Source organism: Corynebacterium sp. NPDC104732, assembly GCF_055583565.1.
Map to the genome: position 1 here is coordinate 47,807 of NZ_JBVJNS010000011.1, position 16,283 is coordinate 64,089.

Genomic DNA, 16,283 nt, shown 5'->3' on the forward strand with positions numbered 1-16,283 from the left:
CAACGTGGGGTAGTGGCAGCGAAGTTTTTCGTTGTAGGGCACACTTGTATGCGTGATGAACCTCGCTTACATTCCATCACCGCCTCAGGGCGTGTGGTATCTCGCCGGAATCCCCATTCGTGCCTACGCGCTGTGCATCGTCGCGGGCATCCTCGTTGCTGTGTGGCTCACCAAGCGTCGGTACGTGGCGCGAGGCGGTAACGCTGATGTGGTGATGGATGCTGCGTTGGTAGCGGTCCCCGCGGGTATTGTAGGTGGACGGCTCTACCACGTCATTACTGACAACGACCAGTACTTCTGCGAGTCCTGCAACCCGATTGACGCCCTGAAAATCACCAACGGTGGCCTGGGGATTTGGGGTGCGGTAGCGCTTGGTGTGCTCATGGTCTGGGTGATGATGAAGGTAAAGGGCCTGCCCATCGCCCCGCTTGCCGACGCCGCAGCCCCCGGAATCATTTTGGCGCAAGCAATCGGGCGCCTTGGAAACTACTTCAACCAGGAACTCTACGGCGCAGAAACCACGGTGCCGTGGGGGCTCAAGATCTTCTACCGAGTCAATGAAAATGGGGAGCTAGCACCGCTGACGGGGCATTCGACGGGTGAAGTTATCGCCATTGTGCATCCCACGTTTTTGTACGAAATGATCTGGAATGTGCTGGTGTGCGTGCTCCTGCTGTGGGCTGACAAAAAATTCAACCTCGATCGCGGTAGGGTGTTTTGGCTCTATGTCGCCGGATACACGTTGGGGAGGTTCTGGATCGAACTGATGCGCACCGATCACGCGACGTTGATCTACGGCCTGCGAGTTAACACCATCACCTCCACTGTGCTGTTCATCATCTCCGTGGCATGTGTGATGTGGCTCAGTAAGAATCGCACGAAGGACAATCCGTCACGCGAAGCGCAGATTCTGTAGCAGCTAGGCCTCACAAGGACTAGGGTGGGGTGCGTGACTAGACGAACAAAGATTGTATGTACGCTCGGTCCAGCAGTCGCTTCCAAGGAAGGCATCCTCGGGTTGGCGCAGGCTGGAATGGACGTTGCGCGAATGAATTTCTCGCACGGCGATCATGCTGATCATGAACAAAACTATCGATGGGTCCGTGAGGCCACGGACGAAACCGGCCACGCCATCGGCGTGTTGGCTGACCTACAGGGCCCAAAGATTCGCCTCGGGCGCTTCACCACCGGCGCCACCGTCTGGGAGACCGGAGAGACCATTCGCATCACCGTCGATGATGTCGAGGGCACCCACGATCGCGTCTCCACCACCTACAAAGAGCTGGCCAAAGATGCTAAGCCAGGCGACCGCCTCCTGGTAGACGACGGCAAGGTCGGCCTCGTGTGCGTTGCTGTGGAAGGCAATGACGTGGTCTGCGAAGTGGTCGAAGGCGGCCCGGTGTCTAACAACAAGGGCGTGTCCCTGCCGGGCATGAACATTTCCGTGCCTGCGCTGTCAGAAAAGGATGTTAAGGACCTTCGCTTCGCCCTGCGCCTCGGCGTGGACTTCATCGCGCTATCCTTCGTGCGTTCCCCTGCGGACATCGAGCTAGTCCACAAGGTGATGGATGAGGAAGGCCGACGCGTTCCGGTCATCGCCAAGCTGGAAAAGCCAGAGGCCGTGGAAGCATTGGAATCCATCGTGCTCGCATTCGATGCCATCATGGTGGCTCGTGGTGACCTCGGCGTGGAAGTGCCACTCGAGGACGTTCCGGGAGTGCAGAAGCGTGCTATCCAGATCGCGCGCGAGAACGCCAAGCCAGTGATCGTTGCTACTCAGATGCTGGACTCCATGATTGAGAACTCCCGACCTACTCGTGCGGAGGCTTCGGACGTCGCTAATGCCGTGCTCGACGGCGCAGACGCCGTCATGCTCTCCGGTGAGACATCGGTGGGGCGCGACCCGCAGCACGTGGTGCGCACCATGTCCCGTATCGTCTCCGCTGCGGAAGCCAACGGCATGACGCCACCTCTGACGCACATCCCACGCACCAAGCGTGGCGTGCTGTCCTACTCTGCGCGTGACATTGCCGAGCGCCTCAACGCGAAGGCACTGGTGGCTTTCACCACCTCCGGTGACACCGCTAAGCGACTAGCCCGCCTGCACAGTCGGCTGCCACTGCTGGTGTTCACCCCACGGCCTGAGGTGCGGTCCCAGCTGGCGCTGACTTGGGGTGCGCAGACCTTCCTCTGCCCGAAGGTATCTAGCACGGACCAGATGATGTTCGAGGTGGACAAGGCCCTTCTCAACATGGAGGAATACAACGAGGGCGACGTCATGGTCGTGGTGGCGGGTACCCCTCCAGGAGAGCCAGGAAACACAAACATGATCCATGTTCACATGCTGGGGGAAGATGTAACCGAGATCAAGTATTAATATTCACCCGTTCAAGTCGCGAAATGGGCGCTTTATGGCAGAGTTGGAAGGGTGAAACCTTCCAACTCTGTATCCGTTGTCCAAAGTGTCCCAGCGGCTCTTGCACCACTGTGGCGCCTCGCAATGAATCTGCGGTGGTCGTGGCGCCGCGAAACCCGTGATCTCTTCCGTGAGATCGATCCCGAAAAGTGGAGCGACTTCGACGAAAACCCACGCCGCATGCTGATGGAAGCATCGGCTGATCGGCTGCGTGAATTGGCTGCCGATCCGCAGTACGTCGCGAAGATCCAGTCAGAAGAAGAAGATCTCAACAACTACTTGCAGTCTTCCTTCTGGTACCAAAACACCCACGCACAGCACCAGGTTGCTGATCAGGCGACAGTAGGGGAGAGCGACCTCGGACCAGCCGATCCGATCGCTGCCTACTTCTCCATGGAATTCGGTATCCACCCTTCGCTTCCGATCTACTCCGGTGGCTTGGGTGTGTTGTCCGGCGATCACATGAAGTCTGCCTCTGACCTTGGCGTGCCACTGATCGGCGTCGGCCTGCTGTACTCCTACGGCTACTTCACCCAGTCGCTCTCCGGCGACGGATGGCAGGAAGAGCACTACGAATACCACGACCCTCACCTGCTACCTGTCGAGCCTGTGCTCGATGAAAAGGGGAACCAGCTCAAGGTGACAGTGGCATTCCCTGAGGGCCGCGACATCGTGATCGCCCTCTGGGTCGCAGCCGTGGGCCGTATCCCGCTGCTGCTGCTGGACACGAACATCCCAGACAACCCGCCAGAGATGCAGGACGTTACCGACCGCCTCTACGGCGGTGACAGCGAGCACCGCGTGCGCCAGGAAATGGTCCTGGGCGTCGGTGGTGTCCGCGCCGTCAACGCATTCTGTGACTCCCGTGGCCTCGCCCGCCCACGCGTGGCACACCTCAACGAGGGCCACGCTGGCTTCCTCGGCCTGGAGCGGATCCGCGAACGCATGCAGGAGGGCCTGTCCTTTGACGCTGCACTGGCTCAGGTTCGCGCAGCAAGCATCTTCACCACCCACACCCCAGTTCCAGCTGGCATTGATCGCTTCGACATGAACCTGGTGCGCCGCTACCTGGGCGAAGGCCTGCCAGAGGACAAGCGCGTGGTGCCAGGTGTGCCACTGGATCGCTGCCTGGACCTAGGCGCAGAAGCAGACCCACACCGCTTCAACATGGCACACATGGGCTTGCGACTTGCGCAGCATGCCAACGGCGTCGCGAAGCTGCACGGCGACGTGTCCCGTCACATGTTCGCCTCCCTGTACCCAGGCTACGAGCCTGCCGAAGTCCCGATCGGTTCTGTGACCAACGGCGTGCACCTGCCAACCTGGACCAAGCCGGAGATGCGTTCCATCATCGAGCGTCTGTCTGATGGGCAGGATCTGGCCGTTGCTGATGAATGGACCAACGCCGACGCCGTCTCTGACGAGGAACTGTGGCAGACCCGTAACAAGCTGCGCGCAGACCTCGTGGGTGTTGCCCGTAAGGCAATGAAGCAGTCCGGTCTGAAACGTGGCCAATACGAAGCCCAGCTGAACTGGACCAACCGCGTGCTGGATCCGAACGTTCTCACCGTCGGTTTCGCGCGCCGCGTGTCTACCTACAAGCGTCTGACTCTGATGCTGAAGAACCCAGAGCGACTGCGCTCCATCCTCCTCAACGAAGAGCGCCCAGTGCAGTTCGTCATCGCCGGTAAGGCGCACCCACACGACATGGGTGGCAAGAAGTTCATGCAGGAAATCGTGCGCTTCGCGGATGAAGCTGGCCTGCGCGATCGCTTCCTGTTCCTACCGGACTACGACATCGGACTCGCTGGCTACCTGGTCTCCGGCTCGGACATCTGGTTGAACAACCCAGTGCGTCCGCAGGAAGCCTCCGGTACTTCCGGTATGAAGGCCGTGATGAACGGCTGCCTGACCCTGTCCATCTCTGACGGCTGGTGGGACGAGATGCCTCAAGAAGGCTACGGTTGGACCATCCCTACCGTTGAAACCGACGACCAGATGTTCCGCGACCAGCTGGAAGCAGAAGCACTGTACGACCTGCTTGAACACGAGATCGTGCCGATGTTCTACGACCGTGACGAGGACGGCCTGCCACGCGAGTGGCTGAGCATGATCCGTCGCTCCATGACGGAACTGTCGCCGAAGGTGAGCTGCACCCGCATGGTCCGTGATTACACGGAGCAGTACTACCGTCCCGCTAACCACGGTGCTCGCCTGGTGCTTCGCGATAACGACGCCGCCCAGCAGTTCGTGAACTGGAAGGAGCGTGTGTACCAGGCCTGGCCAAACATCCGCCTGGAGGACCTCAAGATCGCGAACGCCACGAACTCAGAGCGTGCCGTCACCTCCGGTGAACCGGCCCACATCTCCGTGGATGTGGACCTGGGCATGCTCACCGACAGTGACGTAGAGGTCCAGGCGGTGACCGGCCGGACGGATCGGGATGGCAACATCGTTGATCCTGTGATCACACCGATGGTCGATAACGGCGAGGGCCGCTACTGGGCAGAGCTGCCCATTCACGAACCGGGTAATCTCGGTTACACTGTGCGTGTAGTTCCACAGCACCAGTTGCTTCCGAGCCCAGCAGAACTTGGGTTGATCAAGTTCTACTAAATCGACATTCAAGGTAGGTGGGGCATATGAGCCCGTTGCAGGTCAGCAGGCCTCTTATGCCCCTCACTCAGGCGCAATACGCATACAACGAGCTGCGTAGCGCAATCACCACGGGGCAGCTTCCCGGCGGTGCCCACATTGTTCAGTCGGAGTGGGCAGCTCGCCTCGATGTGTCTATCACCCCGATTCGGGAAGCTATCCGCCGGTTGGAACAGGACGGGTTGGCGCGTTCGGAGGCCCATAAGGGCACCACGGTCAACCCGTTTAGCATTGATCGGGCAGCGGAGATTGTGTCCCTGCGTAAGGCCCTTGATCCGATGCAGTTCCGTCGCGTGGCTGAGAGCTCGCCTTCGAGGGCTGCCCACGCGGCGGAGCTGTACGCGAAAATGCAGGAGCTAAACGATCCTGTTCAGTTCTCTGACCTTGACCTGGAGTTTCACCGAGTGGTCATGGGGATTGATGAATCCTGGACAGCGCGGCTGACTCAGACACTTATCGTGGCGTCGTCCCCCTATGTGGCGGTGGCGCTCGCGCACAATCCCCGCCTGCTAGAGAAAGAAAACGAGCACCACGCTCAGTTCGTCGCAGCGCTGAAAGCTGGCGACGTGGAAGGCCTGGTCGAGCTGAACGAGCAGCATGTGTCCCAGGTCTTCCACGCGCTACAGGACGTGGACCTGCCTAGCGTGCTAGGTAACTAAGCACCGCGGTGCACGCCGCCCGGGTTGCCGCGGTCACCGTTGGCGTGAAGTCCGGCAGGAAGGTGCTCATGTGGTTGCTTGGGATGTCTTCTACTACCCGGTTTGCCGCTACAGCTGCCTCCCACTGTGGGCGTGGGGTAGCGCCGACCATCCAGTACAGGTAGGGCGCCCCGAAGGCGCGTGGCACCTGGGAGAAATCCTCGGAAGCGGTCCAGGGGGAGCCGTCGAGGGAGTCTGCTCCGAATACGGCGTCGAACTGGGGGCGGACCTTGGCGAACACCTCGGGGGAGTTATCCGTTAGCGGGGCATGATCGGTGTATTCGAAGATTGGGTCTTGTAGGCACCCGGAGGCAGCACATTCAGCTCGTACCACTCGCTCGATGGCCTGGTACAGGTGGTGTTTGACTTCGTCGCTGTAGGTGCGGCAGTTTAGCACCAGGTCTGCGGTGGCGGGGATGGTGTTGTTGGAGTTTCCGGAGGACAGCGTTCCGACGGTCACCACCGCGAATTCGGACGGAGGAACCTCACGACCCACGATGCCCTGCAGCCTGACGACGACCATTGCCGCGACGAACGTCGGGTCAATGGAAAGGTGTGGCATGGACCCGTGTGAGGAGCGCCCGAAAATCCGAATCCGAATAGTGTCGGCAGCGGCGAGTGCCGGCCCGGACATGGACATCACCGTTCCGGCGGCGCCAGGGCCGATATGCTGGCCGAACACCACGTCTGGTTGCGGCATGAGGTGGGCAAGTCCGTCGTTGACCATCGCGAGTGCCCCGGCTCCGTTTTCTTCGGAAGGTTGGAACAAGGCTACGAAGGTGCCACGCCAGTGGTCGCGGTGGTCGTCGAGAATTGCGCAGGCGCCGAGCAGGGCAGTGGTGTGCATGTCGTGGCCACAGGCGTGCATTAGCTTGGTGCGGATACCTTGCGGGGTGATGCCTTCAGCGACAGAAGCGAATTCAACCCCGGTGGCTTCCTCGACGGGGAGGGCGTCGAAGTCGGCGCGCATCACCGCCGTAGGGCCCTCGCCGTTGCGGAAGATTGCGATAATGCCATAGCCCCCGATGCTGTCCACAACGTCGCAGTTGAAGTCCGCGAGCTTGGTTTTGATCTGCGCCGCGGTGCGCTGCTCCTGCATGGACAGTTCCGGGTGGGAATGGAGATCGCGGTAGAACTCGCCTTGCCATTCGAGGTCGGTGGTGGCAGTGGCGAGCAGTGTGGAGATGTCTGTCACGTGGGTTATCCGTCCTTTCCGGTTAGTTTGTTACTACTGTAGCGGGCGTCACATTGAGGACGGGGTTATACCGCAAGCTATTTCGTGCGACGTTGGCCTCGGTGGCGATGCGGATGGTGGGCGCGATGCGTCCTTCGTCCCGCAGTCGGTAGAGTCCCTGCACCATCCGATCCCTAATATTCTGCGGGGACAGCGTGTTGAGATAAATCTTGGTTCCGCCTTCGAAACCGGCCAAGTTGGACACGCGCCATTTGATCATTACGCGCCACGGCATGGGGATATCCAGGTCAATAGGCTTGTGATGCCACTCCTCATTGCACGGCACTTCCGGGCCGGTGGCAGCATGAATCGCGTGCATGAGGTCGCTCATCGCATCCTGTTCATCCGCCGACTGCAACCAGGGTTCCGGGATTGCGGACTTGGAGTAGATCTCCACGGTGGGGTAGCGGTGCCCGAAACCAGCGAACGCGACTGCGTGATCGTTTTCGGCGATGATGAGGTTGTGGTAGTTGGCGTAGTCCACAGCCCACTCGTTGTACATATTCGGGTTGGCGCGCAGTCGGCTGATTTCTTCTTCCGCGTGGACGCCCCGCTCATCGATCGCCACCAGCTGTTTATGCAGGTGATCGAAGGAAGCGCCGGCCGGCTTCAGCCAGTTTTGAAACACCGCCACATAAGGCACGTAGCGGTTGCGGGCGTAGAGGTCTGCGATAGCTTCGGTGGTAAAGCGAATCAGCGCCCGGTGTTCGTCCACGCTGAGCGTGCCTGACGACGCCAACTGGTTGTCATGCGTGGCCCCGTCAACGAAGTGGCGCCGTCCAATAATCAAGTCATGGCCACCGCCGAAGTATCCGCCCGCCTTCCCGAGGAGCTCTTCCTGCGTCATCGTGTCCAGCACTTCAGCGGGAGTGCCGGCTGCCTTCAGCCTCGTGCGGACGATCGAGAGGACGTGCTCCCGGCCTTGCTCATCTGCGAGATATTCCTGCATGTGGGCGGCGACGTCGGCGTCCATCTCAAAACCGTAGTTTTCCCGCCAGTAGTCGTAGGAGACGATCTCAAACAGGTTGGGGACGCGACGGAACTCCGCGGTGGTCTGGTGGAGCTGCGCCGGCAAAACGCCGGGGCGACTGAACCACACGTCGACATCTCTCACCATCCGTGATTTTTCCGGTGGGGTGCTGAGCAGGTTGTCGCTGCAGAACGCGCACGCACGGGTGTGATCTTCTGGCGCGAGCTCGCGGGGATCCGCCACCGGAGTGGAAAGTGGCCGGTTCCCGCGCCCCGGCACGGTCCACACTTCCGTACCGGTAAGGGGATTGACCTGCTTCAAGGTCCCATCGGCCATAGTGATCAGGGGAGTTGGGCGGTGATGTAACGGTGTGCTCATACCTATCCAGCGTATTAGCTACGCTGTGTTTATGCCTGAAATAATTTTCGATGCCCTGGTGCCCACTTCCCACGTCCCGCGGTTGCAGGCCCGGTTTGAGCAGCTGGCCGCAGCCATGAACGTGAGCGTCACGTCGGAAGGGGTCGTGCAGGTTGACCCCGAGGTGGAACGTCAACTCCGCGAGCAGGTGGACGGGGACTCCTCGGAGTTTCACATGCAGCGGTTCGTCATTCACGCAGCGAGCAACCTTAACCAGACGGCGATGACGTTCGCTCGGCTGCTTACCCCGCATGCGGACCTACCGCAGGAGCCCGTGGCGTTGGAAAACGAGGAGGCATTCGAGGTAGCTGCTGACTACCCGTGGACGGTGGTTATTCAGCCTTAAGGTACTCCGCGATGCGGCGGCCGGCGTCGGCAAGCTGCGTGGTGATGCCCGCATCAATCAGCTCGATGGTGTGTACTCCCTCAGGGGCGCCACTGACCTTGCCTGCCACAACGATCGCCGGGGTGTCGGCCGCGGCAGCGCGATCGAGCACCATACCCGTCACTTTCCCGGAGAGCGACTGAGAATCGAAAGAGCCTTCGCCGGTGATGACGAGGTCGGCGTCGGCAAGCTGCTCATCCAGCCCCATCGACGCCGCGACGACCTGCGCGCCGGGCAGCAACGTGATGGCGGCTTCGGTTCCGTGCAGCATGGTCGATAGCCACGTGAGGGCGATGGGGGTGCCGCCGGCCGCGCCGAACCCGGGGCGTGCTGGGTCGATGCCGCAGCGGTCGCACAGGGTAGCCAATGCAGCATCGAGCTTCTCGACGTCCGTTGCACTGGCGCCCTTTTGCGGACCGAACACCGCTGCTGCGCCATCGGGGCCGGTAGCAGGGGAGTCCACGTCCGCGAGCAGGACCCATTCCACTGAGGCTGCTGGAATGTTGAGCTGGGCGGTATCGAAGTGGTCGAAGTCCAGGAGGGCGGCGCCGCCTTGGCGGAGGGGGTGGCCGTATTTATTCATGGGGCTGGCGCCAAGGGCCACGAGGATGCCTGTTCCGCCATCAACGGTTGCGCTGCCGCCGAGTCCTAACGTGATGCGGCGTGCGCCTCGGGATACCGCGTCGGCGATGAGCACACCGGTGCCATAGGTATCTCCGGTGGTGGGGACGGGGTGGTCTGCGACGGCGGGAAGCCCGGAGGCAGCGGCGATGTCGATGAAGGCCTCGGGGTAGTCCTCGTTGTAGACGTAGGTGGCTTCGGTGAGGCGTCCCGCGGCGTCGGTGGTGGGTAGCGTGATGGGGGTTCCGGCGAAGCAGGCAGCCGTGCCTTCGCCACCATCCGCAAGGGGAACAGTGGTGATGTTGGCGTCCGGGAATTCTTGGGCAATGGCGGTGGCGAGTTGCTCGGCTACCTGGTGCGCGGTGGCGGTTCCCTTAAAGGAGTCCGGGGCAATTAGAATCTTCATGGCTGTATATTTCTCACTTTATTGTATATTTGCAGGCTTAGTTTTATTCACCGGCCGTCCTGTTTTGTTGAGCAAAACCACTCACTATTTGAGATGGTCAGCGCCGTTTTTTAAGAAAAGCCAGGTAGTTGAAAATGTGACTCCCGTCTCAAATGTATGGTTTTTGGTGGATGGGACTCCTCGAGGGGTGAATGGATTAAGCATATTCTGATAAAGTTTCCACCGTCACATTGTATAGGGAAGTAATTCACTTGCAGGTGGTCGTTTTATCCGAACTACATCGTTTTCATACCTGTCGCAGACGCATTGGGTTAATGCGGACAGGTACTTAAGATGTAACTTTTGAAAGGAATGCAGCATGTCGTCTATCGAGGCACAGGTCTCCGACTACTACAACAAGCTTTTGCTGCGCAACGCGGGCGAGCCTGAGTTTCACCAGGCTGTAGCCGAAGTACTCGACTCCCTCAAGATTGTGCTGGAAAAGGATCCTCACTACGCGGACTACGGTCTCATTCAGCGTCTCTGCGAGCCAGAGCGCCAGCTGATGTTCCGTGTCCCATGGGTTGATGACAAGGGTGAAGTTCAGGTCAACCGTGGCTTCCGAGTTCAGTTCAACTCTGCAATTGGCCCCTACAAGGGTGGCTTGCGGTTCCACCCATCCGTGAACCTTGGCATCGTGAAGTTCCTCGGCTTTGAGCAGATCTTCAAGAACTCCCTGACCGGCCTTCCTATCGGTGGCGGTAAGGGCGGTTCCGACTTCGATCCTAAGGGCAAGTCCGACGCCGAGATCATGCGTTTTTGCCAGTCCTTCATGACGGAGCTGTACCGCCACGTGGGCGAGTACCGCGACGTCCCAGCCGGCGACATTGGCGTCGGCGGCCGTGAAATCGGCTACCTCTTCGGCCAGTACCGTCGTCTTGCTAACCAACACGAGTCCGGCGTCCTTACCGGCAAGGGCCTGACCTGGGGTGGATCCCTGGTCCGTACCGAAGCCACCGGCTACGGCCTGGTGTACTTCACCAAGGAAATGATGGCAGCACACGGCGCCTCCCTCGAAGGCTCCAAGGTCATCGTCTCCGGTTCCGGCAACGTGGCTATCTACGCCATCCAAAAGGCGCAGGAGCTCGGCGCTACTGTCATCGCCTTCTCCGACTCCTCCGGCTGGGTAGAGACCCCGAACGGCGTCGATGTTGCCAAGCTCAAGGAGATCAAGGAAGTTCGACGCGAGCGCGTCTCCGCCTACGTCAACGAGGTCCCTGACGCTAAGCTGCACACCGAGGGCTCCATCTGGTCCCTGCCATGTGACGTTGCCCTGCCATGTGCTACTCAGAACGAGCTCGGTGGCAAGGACGCAACCATGCTGGCCGATAACGGTTGTGAGTTCGTGGCCGAAGGCGCGAACATGCCTTCCACTGCAGCGGCCATCGAGGTATACCGCAAGCGCGGTATCCACTTTGGCCCAGGTAAGGCTGCTAACGCCGGTGGCGTGGCTACCTCCGCACTGGAAATGCAGCAGAACGCATCCCGTGACTCCTGGAGCTTTGAGTACACCGATCAGCGTCTGCATGAGATCATGTCTGGCATCTTCAAGAACTGTGCGAAGACCGCTGCCGAGTACGGCCACGAGGGTGACTACGTTATCGGCGCTAACATCGCTGGTTTCAAGAAGGTCGCTGACGCCATGCTCGCACAGGGTGTTATCTAACCACTAGTACGAATAAACCCGCTTTCCTTATAACAGGAGAGCGGGTTTAGTGTTAGAAAGCTACGCCTGAAGTGAAGATGACATTGGCAAACGGAGTGGTTTCTCCGGTGCGAATGACAAACTTTACGTCTGCGATCCGCGCTTTGAGCTCCTCATGTGACACTTCCTGGATAGCTGGACCTGTGATGAACTCGCGGACCGAGTCTGGGGTTGTGTCCGCGATGGTGGCTTCCTGGATCACCACCTCCTCCAGCACCGCTCGAACCACAGAGTCGAACGAGGGGACACCGAAAACCAACGCGAGGTCGATGACCTCAACCTCATCAGGGATGGGCAGGCCACAATCCGCGATAGCAAAGGTGTCTGTGTGCCCAAGTCGGTTGATCGCAGCGGCTAGTTCGGCATTGAGAATTCCTGCTTTACGCATGACTTATCACCTTCCTCAGGGTAGTTCATCGTGCACGGAAGGATATGAGGGCTGAGCGCCACGTCGGCAAGCAGCATACGCCCCGACGCGTGCCGCGTGCGTCGCCGCCTCCTCGAGGTCATCGCCAGCCAACAACCGCGCGGCCAGCGCACCCGTGAACGCATCGCCTGCGCCAGTGGTGTCGACTGCCTCAATAATCGGAGTAGGAATCTCGCGCAGGCCATTTACCGTGCCAACGAGCGCACCCTTCGCCCCTAACGTGAGAACAACCGAGGTAAACCCCACGTCAAGCAGGGCCTGCACGCTTTCCGACGCCGTCCCCGCCGATACCCCGAACTGCTCGAGAACCAGCCCCGCCTCGTGCTCGTTGACCACCAGCGGATCGGCGCGCAGCAGCTGCTCGTGAGGAACGTCCACCACGGGGGCCAGGTTCACCACCACGCGACCGTCGAACCCCTGCACCGCAGCGGCAAAGCCATCCGCGGGGATTTCGCCTTGCAACAGCAGCATGTCGCCGGGAAGGTCAATCGAGGACACGTAAGACTTTGTGACCGTGGCGTTCGCACCGGGCACCACCACGATGGTGTTCTCGCCATCCGCGGACACCGTGATCACCGCGAGCCCGGTGCTCACATCGGGCACCGTGGAGATGTGGGTATCGTCAACACCGGCCTGGCGAAGCAGCGACAGAGCAGGGGAGGCGTAGGCATCATCACCGACCGCGCCCACGAAGGCGACGTTGGCGCCCTGTAACGCAGCGGCGACTGCTTGGTTTGCACCCTTGCCACCGGGAAGGACCTCGCCACCACTGCCCAACAGGGTCTCCCCAGGGGTGGGGTGGCGATCCACGTGAACAAACAGGTCGGCGTTAATAGAACCAACCACGCAGAGGATATTCATTACTTGAACTCAGCAACGTTCGTGGCGTCGACGGTGACAACCTCAACGGGGATTTCCTTCTCGGCGGTCTTGCCGTCCAGCAGTGCTTTCGCCTGCTCCACGGCCTTCGCACCCAGTTCCGCTGGCTGCTGAGCGATGGTGCCGGTGAGCGTGCCCTTCTTCACGGCGGCGACGCCGTCAGCCGTGCCGTCGAAGCCGAAGACCTTCACATCCTTCCCGGCTTTTGCGCCGAGGGCTTCGATTGCGCCGAGCGCCATCTCATCGTTCTCTGCGAAGATTGCCTTCACGTTTGGATGAGCCTGGAGCAGGTTCGTGGTCACGTTCAGACCTTCGGTGCGGTCGAAGTTGGCCGTTTGCTTAGCCACCACCTTGATGTTCGGGAACGCGGCGATGCCCTGCTCAAAGCCCTTGCCGCGGTCGCGGGAAGCGGAGGAACCCGCGATACCTTGCAGCACAAGCACCTCGCCTTCCTCACCGATCGACTTAGCCAGTGCCTCGGCGGCCTGCTTGCCACCGGCGATGTTGTCGGAGGCAATGTAGGACGCAATCTCGCCTTCATTAGAGGAGCGGTCCACAGCGATCACCGGGATCTTCGCGTTGTTGAGGGACTTGACAGCAGGGCCTACGGCATCGGAGTCAGTCGGATTCACGATCACCACGCCAGCGCCGGAGGTTTCAGCGTTCTTCAGCTGATCGGCCTGGGTGGAGGCGTCATCGGAGGCGTCCTGGATGCTGAGCTTGACGCCCAGTTCATCGGCTTTGTGCTGCGCACCATCACGCAGTTCCACGAAGAACGGGTTGGACTGGGTGGACAACGCCAAGGTGACGGATTCAGCGCCACCCTCACCGCGGTTGCAGGCAGTGACAGACAAGCTCAAAGCCAGGACGGAAGCGATGGCGAGGGTTTTTCGTGCGAGAGACATGAGAGGGAGTCCTTATCTTTTAGGAGGTTAGTTGGCAGTTTTGTTTCGGATGACGTCGAACCCGACCGCGAGAGCGATCACCAGGCCGATGACGATCTGCTGCCAGAAGGAGGAGACATTGAGGAGGTTCAGACCATTGCGGATCACCGCAAGGAGCATGGCGCCGACGAGAGTTCCCGTAGCTTTGCCGGAGCCACCGGCCAATGACGCGCCACCAATGACGACGGCTGCGATAGCATCCAGCTCATAGCCAGCGCCGGCCTGGGGCTGCGCCGACGACAGGCGGCCAGCCATCACCAAACCAGCCAAGCTGGCGAACAAACCGGACAAGGCAAACACGGTGATTTGGATCTTCTTCACCGGCAGGCCGGAGAGCCGAGCTGCTTCCAAGTTGCCGCCAATCGCGTACATGGACCGACCCAGCACCGTGCGTTCCAGGATGAACCAGCACACCAGGCCAGCGATGACCATCATCACGATCGGAACAGGTACGCCAGCGACGGTGGAACCCAGGAAGTTCACCTCATCAGCGGTGGCCATAGGGGAGCCCTGGGAGATCACCAAGGTTGCGCCACGCGCGATCGACATCATTGCCAAGGTGGCGATGAATGACGGGATCTTGCCAAAGGCCGTGGCGCAGCCACAGATCGAACCGGCGAGGACACCGATCAACAGTCCGATCACCAGCGTGAGCCAACCAGGCAGCCCCACCTCGGTGAAGAAGGAGGCGGACACCGTGGCGCCCAGGGCCGCCACGGACCCCACCGAGAGGTCGATGCCAGCGGTAATGATGACGAACGTCATGCCGAAGGCGAGGATCGCCACCGTCGCAGCTTGGATGCCGATGTTGACGAAGTTATTTACGGTAAGGAAGTGTGGCGTAGCAATGAACAGGGCAATGCACAGCGCGATGAGGCCAACAAGAGCACCGTTGTCCATCATCCAGTTGATGGCCCGGCGTGATGCTGGTGTACGAGTAGTTGCGGTGGTCATGAGGAAAGCTCCTGTTGTGGATCAGCGTCGGGGCGAACAGCACTGGTGAGGTTGGCAACCGCCAACGTCATCACGTCATCTTGGGACGCGGTGGGCGGTAATTCTCCGGCGATCTTCCCACCGGACATGACGAGGATGCGATCGGACATACCGAGCACCTCAGGCAGATCAGAAGAGACCATCAACACGGCACCACCAGCAGCAGTTACCTTGTTGATGATGTTGTAAATCTCCACTTTCGCGCCCACATCTACGCCACGGGTCGGCTCATCAAGCAGCAACACTTTCGAACCTGCCAGAACCCAGCGGCCAAACACCGCTTTCTGCTGATTGCCGCCAGATAGATCCCGAATGGGCTGGTGAATAGAGGCCATGCGGATACGTAACTTCTCAGCCACCGTCGAGGCGCGCTTCGTTTGCCCGGACCGATCAGCAATCCCTAGGCGACTAGTGGAGCGCAGCGTGGCGAGCCCCAAGTTCTCCCCAACGGTGGCATCCAGGACCAGGCCCTGGCCCTTGCGGTCTTCTGGCACGTGACCGATACCAGCATTGATCGCCGTCGCCACGTCACCGAGTTTGAGGGGATGGCCGTCGATAAGCACACTGCCCGAGTCCACCTTGTCCGCGCCTGCGATAGCTCGCACCACCTCGGTGCGTCCTGCGCCCACCAAACCGGCAAGCCCCACCACCTCACCGGCGTGAACAGTGAAGCTGACATCGCTGAACTTGCCTTCAGACGACAGACCACTGACGTGCAGCAGTGGCGCGCCGGGCTCCTGAGGTTCGTGCGGGTACTGGTCGTCGATGTCGCGGCCAACCATGAGGCGGACCAGCTCGTTTTCCGGGGTGTCGGCGGGGACCTCTGCGACGAAGTTGCCGTCACGCAGCACGGAAATCGTGTCAGCGATGCGGGCGAGCTCATCCAGGTGGTGGGAGATGAACACCATCGCCACGCCTTTGTCCCGCAGCTGATCCACCACGCTGAAAAGCTGGTCGACCTCTTTGCCAGTGAGAGCTGCGGTGGGCTCATCGAGGATAAGGATGCGGGCGTTCATGGACAGCGCTTTGGCAATCTCCACCAGCTGCTGGCGGGCGATGCCCAGGTCACCCACCGGGGTATCAAGGTCAACGTCCAGGCCAATCATTCGCAGCGCTGCTTTTGCCTCAGCCCGGAGGTGCTTGAAATTCACCAATCCGAAGCGTGAGGGCGTGCGCCCGAGCAGGATGTTTTCGGCCACCGACATCGTGGGCACCAGGTTGAGCTCCTGGTGAATCGTGGCGATGCCGAGGTCCTCCGCGGACTTAGTGGTGGGCAGATGCACTTCCTTGTCATCCACAATGATGCGTCCGGAATCTGGCTGGTACACGCTAGCCATCATCTTGATCAGTGTGGACTTGCCAGCGCCGTTCTCCCCGAGGAGAGCCTGTACTTGACCAGGGCGCACATCCAGGCTGACGCCATTGATCACGGTCACCGGCCCGAAGGACTTTGAGATGTTTTCAAGTCGCATGATGGGTGCTGGTTGTGGCATG

The 16,283-nt window shown here is 60.4% G+C and carries 14 protein-coding genes; 6 read left to right on the forward strand and 8 right to left on the reverse strand.

Annotated features, from left to right (window positions below; genetic code table 11):
* The first annotated feature begins 55 nt into the window (after window positions 1–55).
* The 4 genes from lgt to ACZ6ZO_RS09090 are packed head-to-tail and all read left to right on the forward strand — an operon-like array spanning window position 56 to window position 5,730.
* On the forward strand, window positions 56–916 hold the full coding sequence (gene lgt, locus ACZ6ZO_RS09075) for a prolipoprotein diacylglyceryl transferase (RefSeq protein ID WP_465292081.1): 861 nt from the start codon (window positions 56–58) through the stop codon (window positions 914–916).
* Window positions 917–949: 33 nt separating this feature from the next.
* Window positions 950–2,377 (forward strand): pyruvate kinase, encoded by a 1,428-nt coding sequence (pyk, locus tag ACZ6ZO_RS09080; protein WP_465292032.1) that lies wholly within the window; start codon window positions 950–952, stop codon window positions 2,375–2,377.
* Between the two features lie 51 nt (window positions 2,378–2,428).
* Window positions 2,429–5,032 carry an alpha-glucan family phosphorylase gene (gene glgP / locus ACZ6ZO_RS09085; RefSeq protein WP_465292034.1) on the forward strand — a complete coding sequence of 868 codons (2,604 nt, stop codon included), beginning with the start codon at window positions 2,429–2,431 and terminating at the stop codon, window positions 5,030–5,032.
* Window positions 5,033–5,058: 26 nt separating this feature from the next.
* A complete protein-coding gene (locus ACZ6ZO_RS09090; protein ID WP_465292036.1) occupies window positions 5,059–5,730 on the forward strand; it encodes a GntR family transcriptional regulator in 672 nt (223 codons plus the stop codon).
* Here the strand turns inward: ACZ6ZO_RS09090 and ACZ6ZO_RS09095 are convergent.
* The gene (locus tag ACZ6ZO_RS09095; protein ID WP_465292083.1) at window positions 5,711–6,973 is read right to left on the reverse strand and encodes an amidohydrolase; all 1,263 of its coding nucleotides are present in this window, start codon (window positions 6,971–6,973) and stop codon (window positions 5,711–5,713) included. The genes ACZ6ZO_RS09090 and ACZ6ZO_RS09095 overlap by 20 nt on opposite strands.
* A 13-nt stretch (window positions 6,974–6,986) precedes the next feature.
* Window positions 6,987–8,351 carry a DUF4921 family protein gene (locus tag ACZ6ZO_RS09100; protein ID WP_465292038.1) on the reverse strand — a complete coding sequence of 455 codons (1,365 nt, stop codon included), beginning with the start codon at window positions 8,349–8,351 and terminating at the stop codon, window positions 6,987–6,989.
* A 31-nt stretch (window positions 8,352–8,382) separates the two neighbouring features.
* Here ACZ6ZO_RS09100 and ACZ6ZO_RS09105 point away from each other — a divergent pair, with 31 nt between their 5' ends.
* Window positions 8,383–8,736, forward strand: coding sequence for a hypothetical protein (locus tag ACZ6ZO_RS09105; protein ID WP_465292040.1), 354 nt, complete (start codon window positions 8,383–8,385; stop codon window positions 8,734–8,736).
* Here ACZ6ZO_RS09105 and ACZ6ZO_RS09110 read toward each other — a convergent pair.
* The gene (locus ACZ6ZO_RS09110; protein WP_465292042.1) at window positions 8,723–9,802 is read right to left on the reverse strand and encodes a glycerate kinase; all 1,080 of its coding nucleotides are present in this window, start codon (window positions 9,800–9,802) and stop codon (window positions 8,723–8,725) included. The genes ACZ6ZO_RS09105 and ACZ6ZO_RS09110 overlap by 14 nt on opposite strands.
* Before the next feature lie 358 nt (window positions 9,803–10,160).
* Between ACZ6ZO_RS09110 and gdhA the strand changes: the two genes are divergently transcribed.
* Entirely contained in the window at window positions 10,161–11,507 is a 1,347-nt protein-coding gene (gene gdhA, locus ACZ6ZO_RS09115; protein WP_208767260.1) for an NADP-specific glutamate dehydrogenase, read from the forward strand.
* Between the two features lie 52 nt (window positions 11,508–11,559).
* On the opposite strand, the gene rbsD is transcribed toward gdhA, so the two are convergent.
* The 5 genes from rbsD to ACZ6ZO_RS09140 are packed head-to-tail and all read right to left on the reverse strand — an operon-like array spanning window position 11,560 to window position 16,282.
* A complete protein-coding gene (rbsD, locus tag ACZ6ZO_RS09120; protein WP_465292045.1) occupies window positions 11,560–11,934 on the reverse strand; it encodes a D-ribose pyranase in 375 nt (124 codons plus the stop codon).
* Window positions 11,935–11,949: 15 nt separating this feature from the next.
* Window positions 11,950–12,834 carry a ribokinase gene (locus ACZ6ZO_RS09125; protein WP_465292047.1) on the reverse strand — a complete coding sequence of 295 codons (885 nt, stop codon included), beginning with the start codon at window positions 12,832–12,834 and terminating at the stop codon, window positions 11,950–11,952.
* Window positions 12,834–13,757 carry a D-ribose ABC transporter substrate-binding protein gene (locus ACZ6ZO_RS09130; protein ID WP_465292049.1) on the reverse strand — a complete coding sequence of 308 codons (924 nt, stop codon included), beginning with the start codon at window positions 13,755–13,757 and terminating at the stop codon, window positions 12,834–12,836. Before ACZ6ZO_RS09130 ends, ACZ6ZO_RS09125 begins: the two co-directional genes overlap by 1 nt.
* 27 nt (window positions 13,758–13,784) lie before the next feature.
* Window positions 13,785–14,750, reverse strand: coding sequence for an ABC transporter permease (locus ACZ6ZO_RS09135; RefSeq protein ID WP_465292051.1), 966 nt, complete (start codon window positions 14,748–14,750; stop codon window positions 13,785–13,787).
* Window positions 14,747–16,282, reverse strand: coding sequence for a sugar ABC transporter ATP-binding protein (locus ACZ6ZO_RS09140; protein ID WP_465292053.1), 1,536 nt, complete (start codon window positions 16,280–16,282; stop codon window positions 14,747–14,749). Before ACZ6ZO_RS09140 ends, ACZ6ZO_RS09135 begins: the two co-directional genes overlap by 4 nt.
* Between the last annotated feature and the right edge of the window lies 1 nt (window position 16,283).

Excerpts from the sequence above, each read along its gene's own strand:
- ACZ6ZO_RS09110 (WP_465292042.1), bottom strand. The coding sequence starts at position 9,802 with ATGAAGATTCTAATTGCCCCGGACTCCTTTAAGGGAACCGCCACCGCG.
- gdhA (WP_208767260.1), top strand. The coding sequence starts at position 10,161 with ATGTCGTCTATCGAGGCACAGGTCTCCGACTACTACAACAAGCTTTTG.
- ACZ6ZO_RS09090 (WP_465292036.1), top strand. The coding sequence starts at position 5,059 with ATGAGCCCGTTGCAGGTCAGCAGGCCTCTTATGCCCCTCACTCAGGCG.
- ACZ6ZO_RS09140 (WP_465292053.1), bottom strand. The coding sequence starts at position 16,282 with ATGCCACAACCAGCACCCATCATGCGACTTGAAAACATCTCAAAGTCC.
- ACZ6ZO_RS09135 (WP_465292051.1), bottom strand. The coding sequence starts at position 14,750 with ATGACCACCGCAACTACTCGTACACCAGCATCACGCCGGGCCATCAAC.
- ACZ6ZO_RS09100 (WP_465292038.1), bottom strand. The coding sequence starts at position 8,351 with ATGAGCACACCGTTACATCACCGCCCAACTCCCCTGATCACTATGGCC.
- rbsD (WP_465292045.1), bottom strand. The coding sequence starts at position 11,934 with ATGCGTAAAGCAGGAATTCTCAATGCCGAACTAGCCGCTGCGATCAAC.
- ACZ6ZO_RS09130 (WP_465292049.1), bottom strand. The coding sequence starts at position 13,757 with ATGTCTCTCGCACGAAAAACCCTCGCCATCGCTTCCGTCCTGGCTTTG.
- ACZ6ZO_RS09105 (WP_465292040.1), top strand. The coding sequence starts at position 8,383 with ATGCCTGAAATAATTTTCGATGCCCTGGTGCCCACTTCCCACGTCCCG.
- ACZ6ZO_RS09125 (WP_465292047.1), bottom strand. The coding sequence starts at position 12,834 with ATGAATATCCTCTGCGTGGTTGGTTCTATTAACGCCGACCTGTTTGTT.
- lgt (WP_465292081.1), top strand. The coding sequence starts at position 56 with ATGAACCTCGCTTACATTCCATCACCGCCTCAGGGCGTGTGGTATCTC.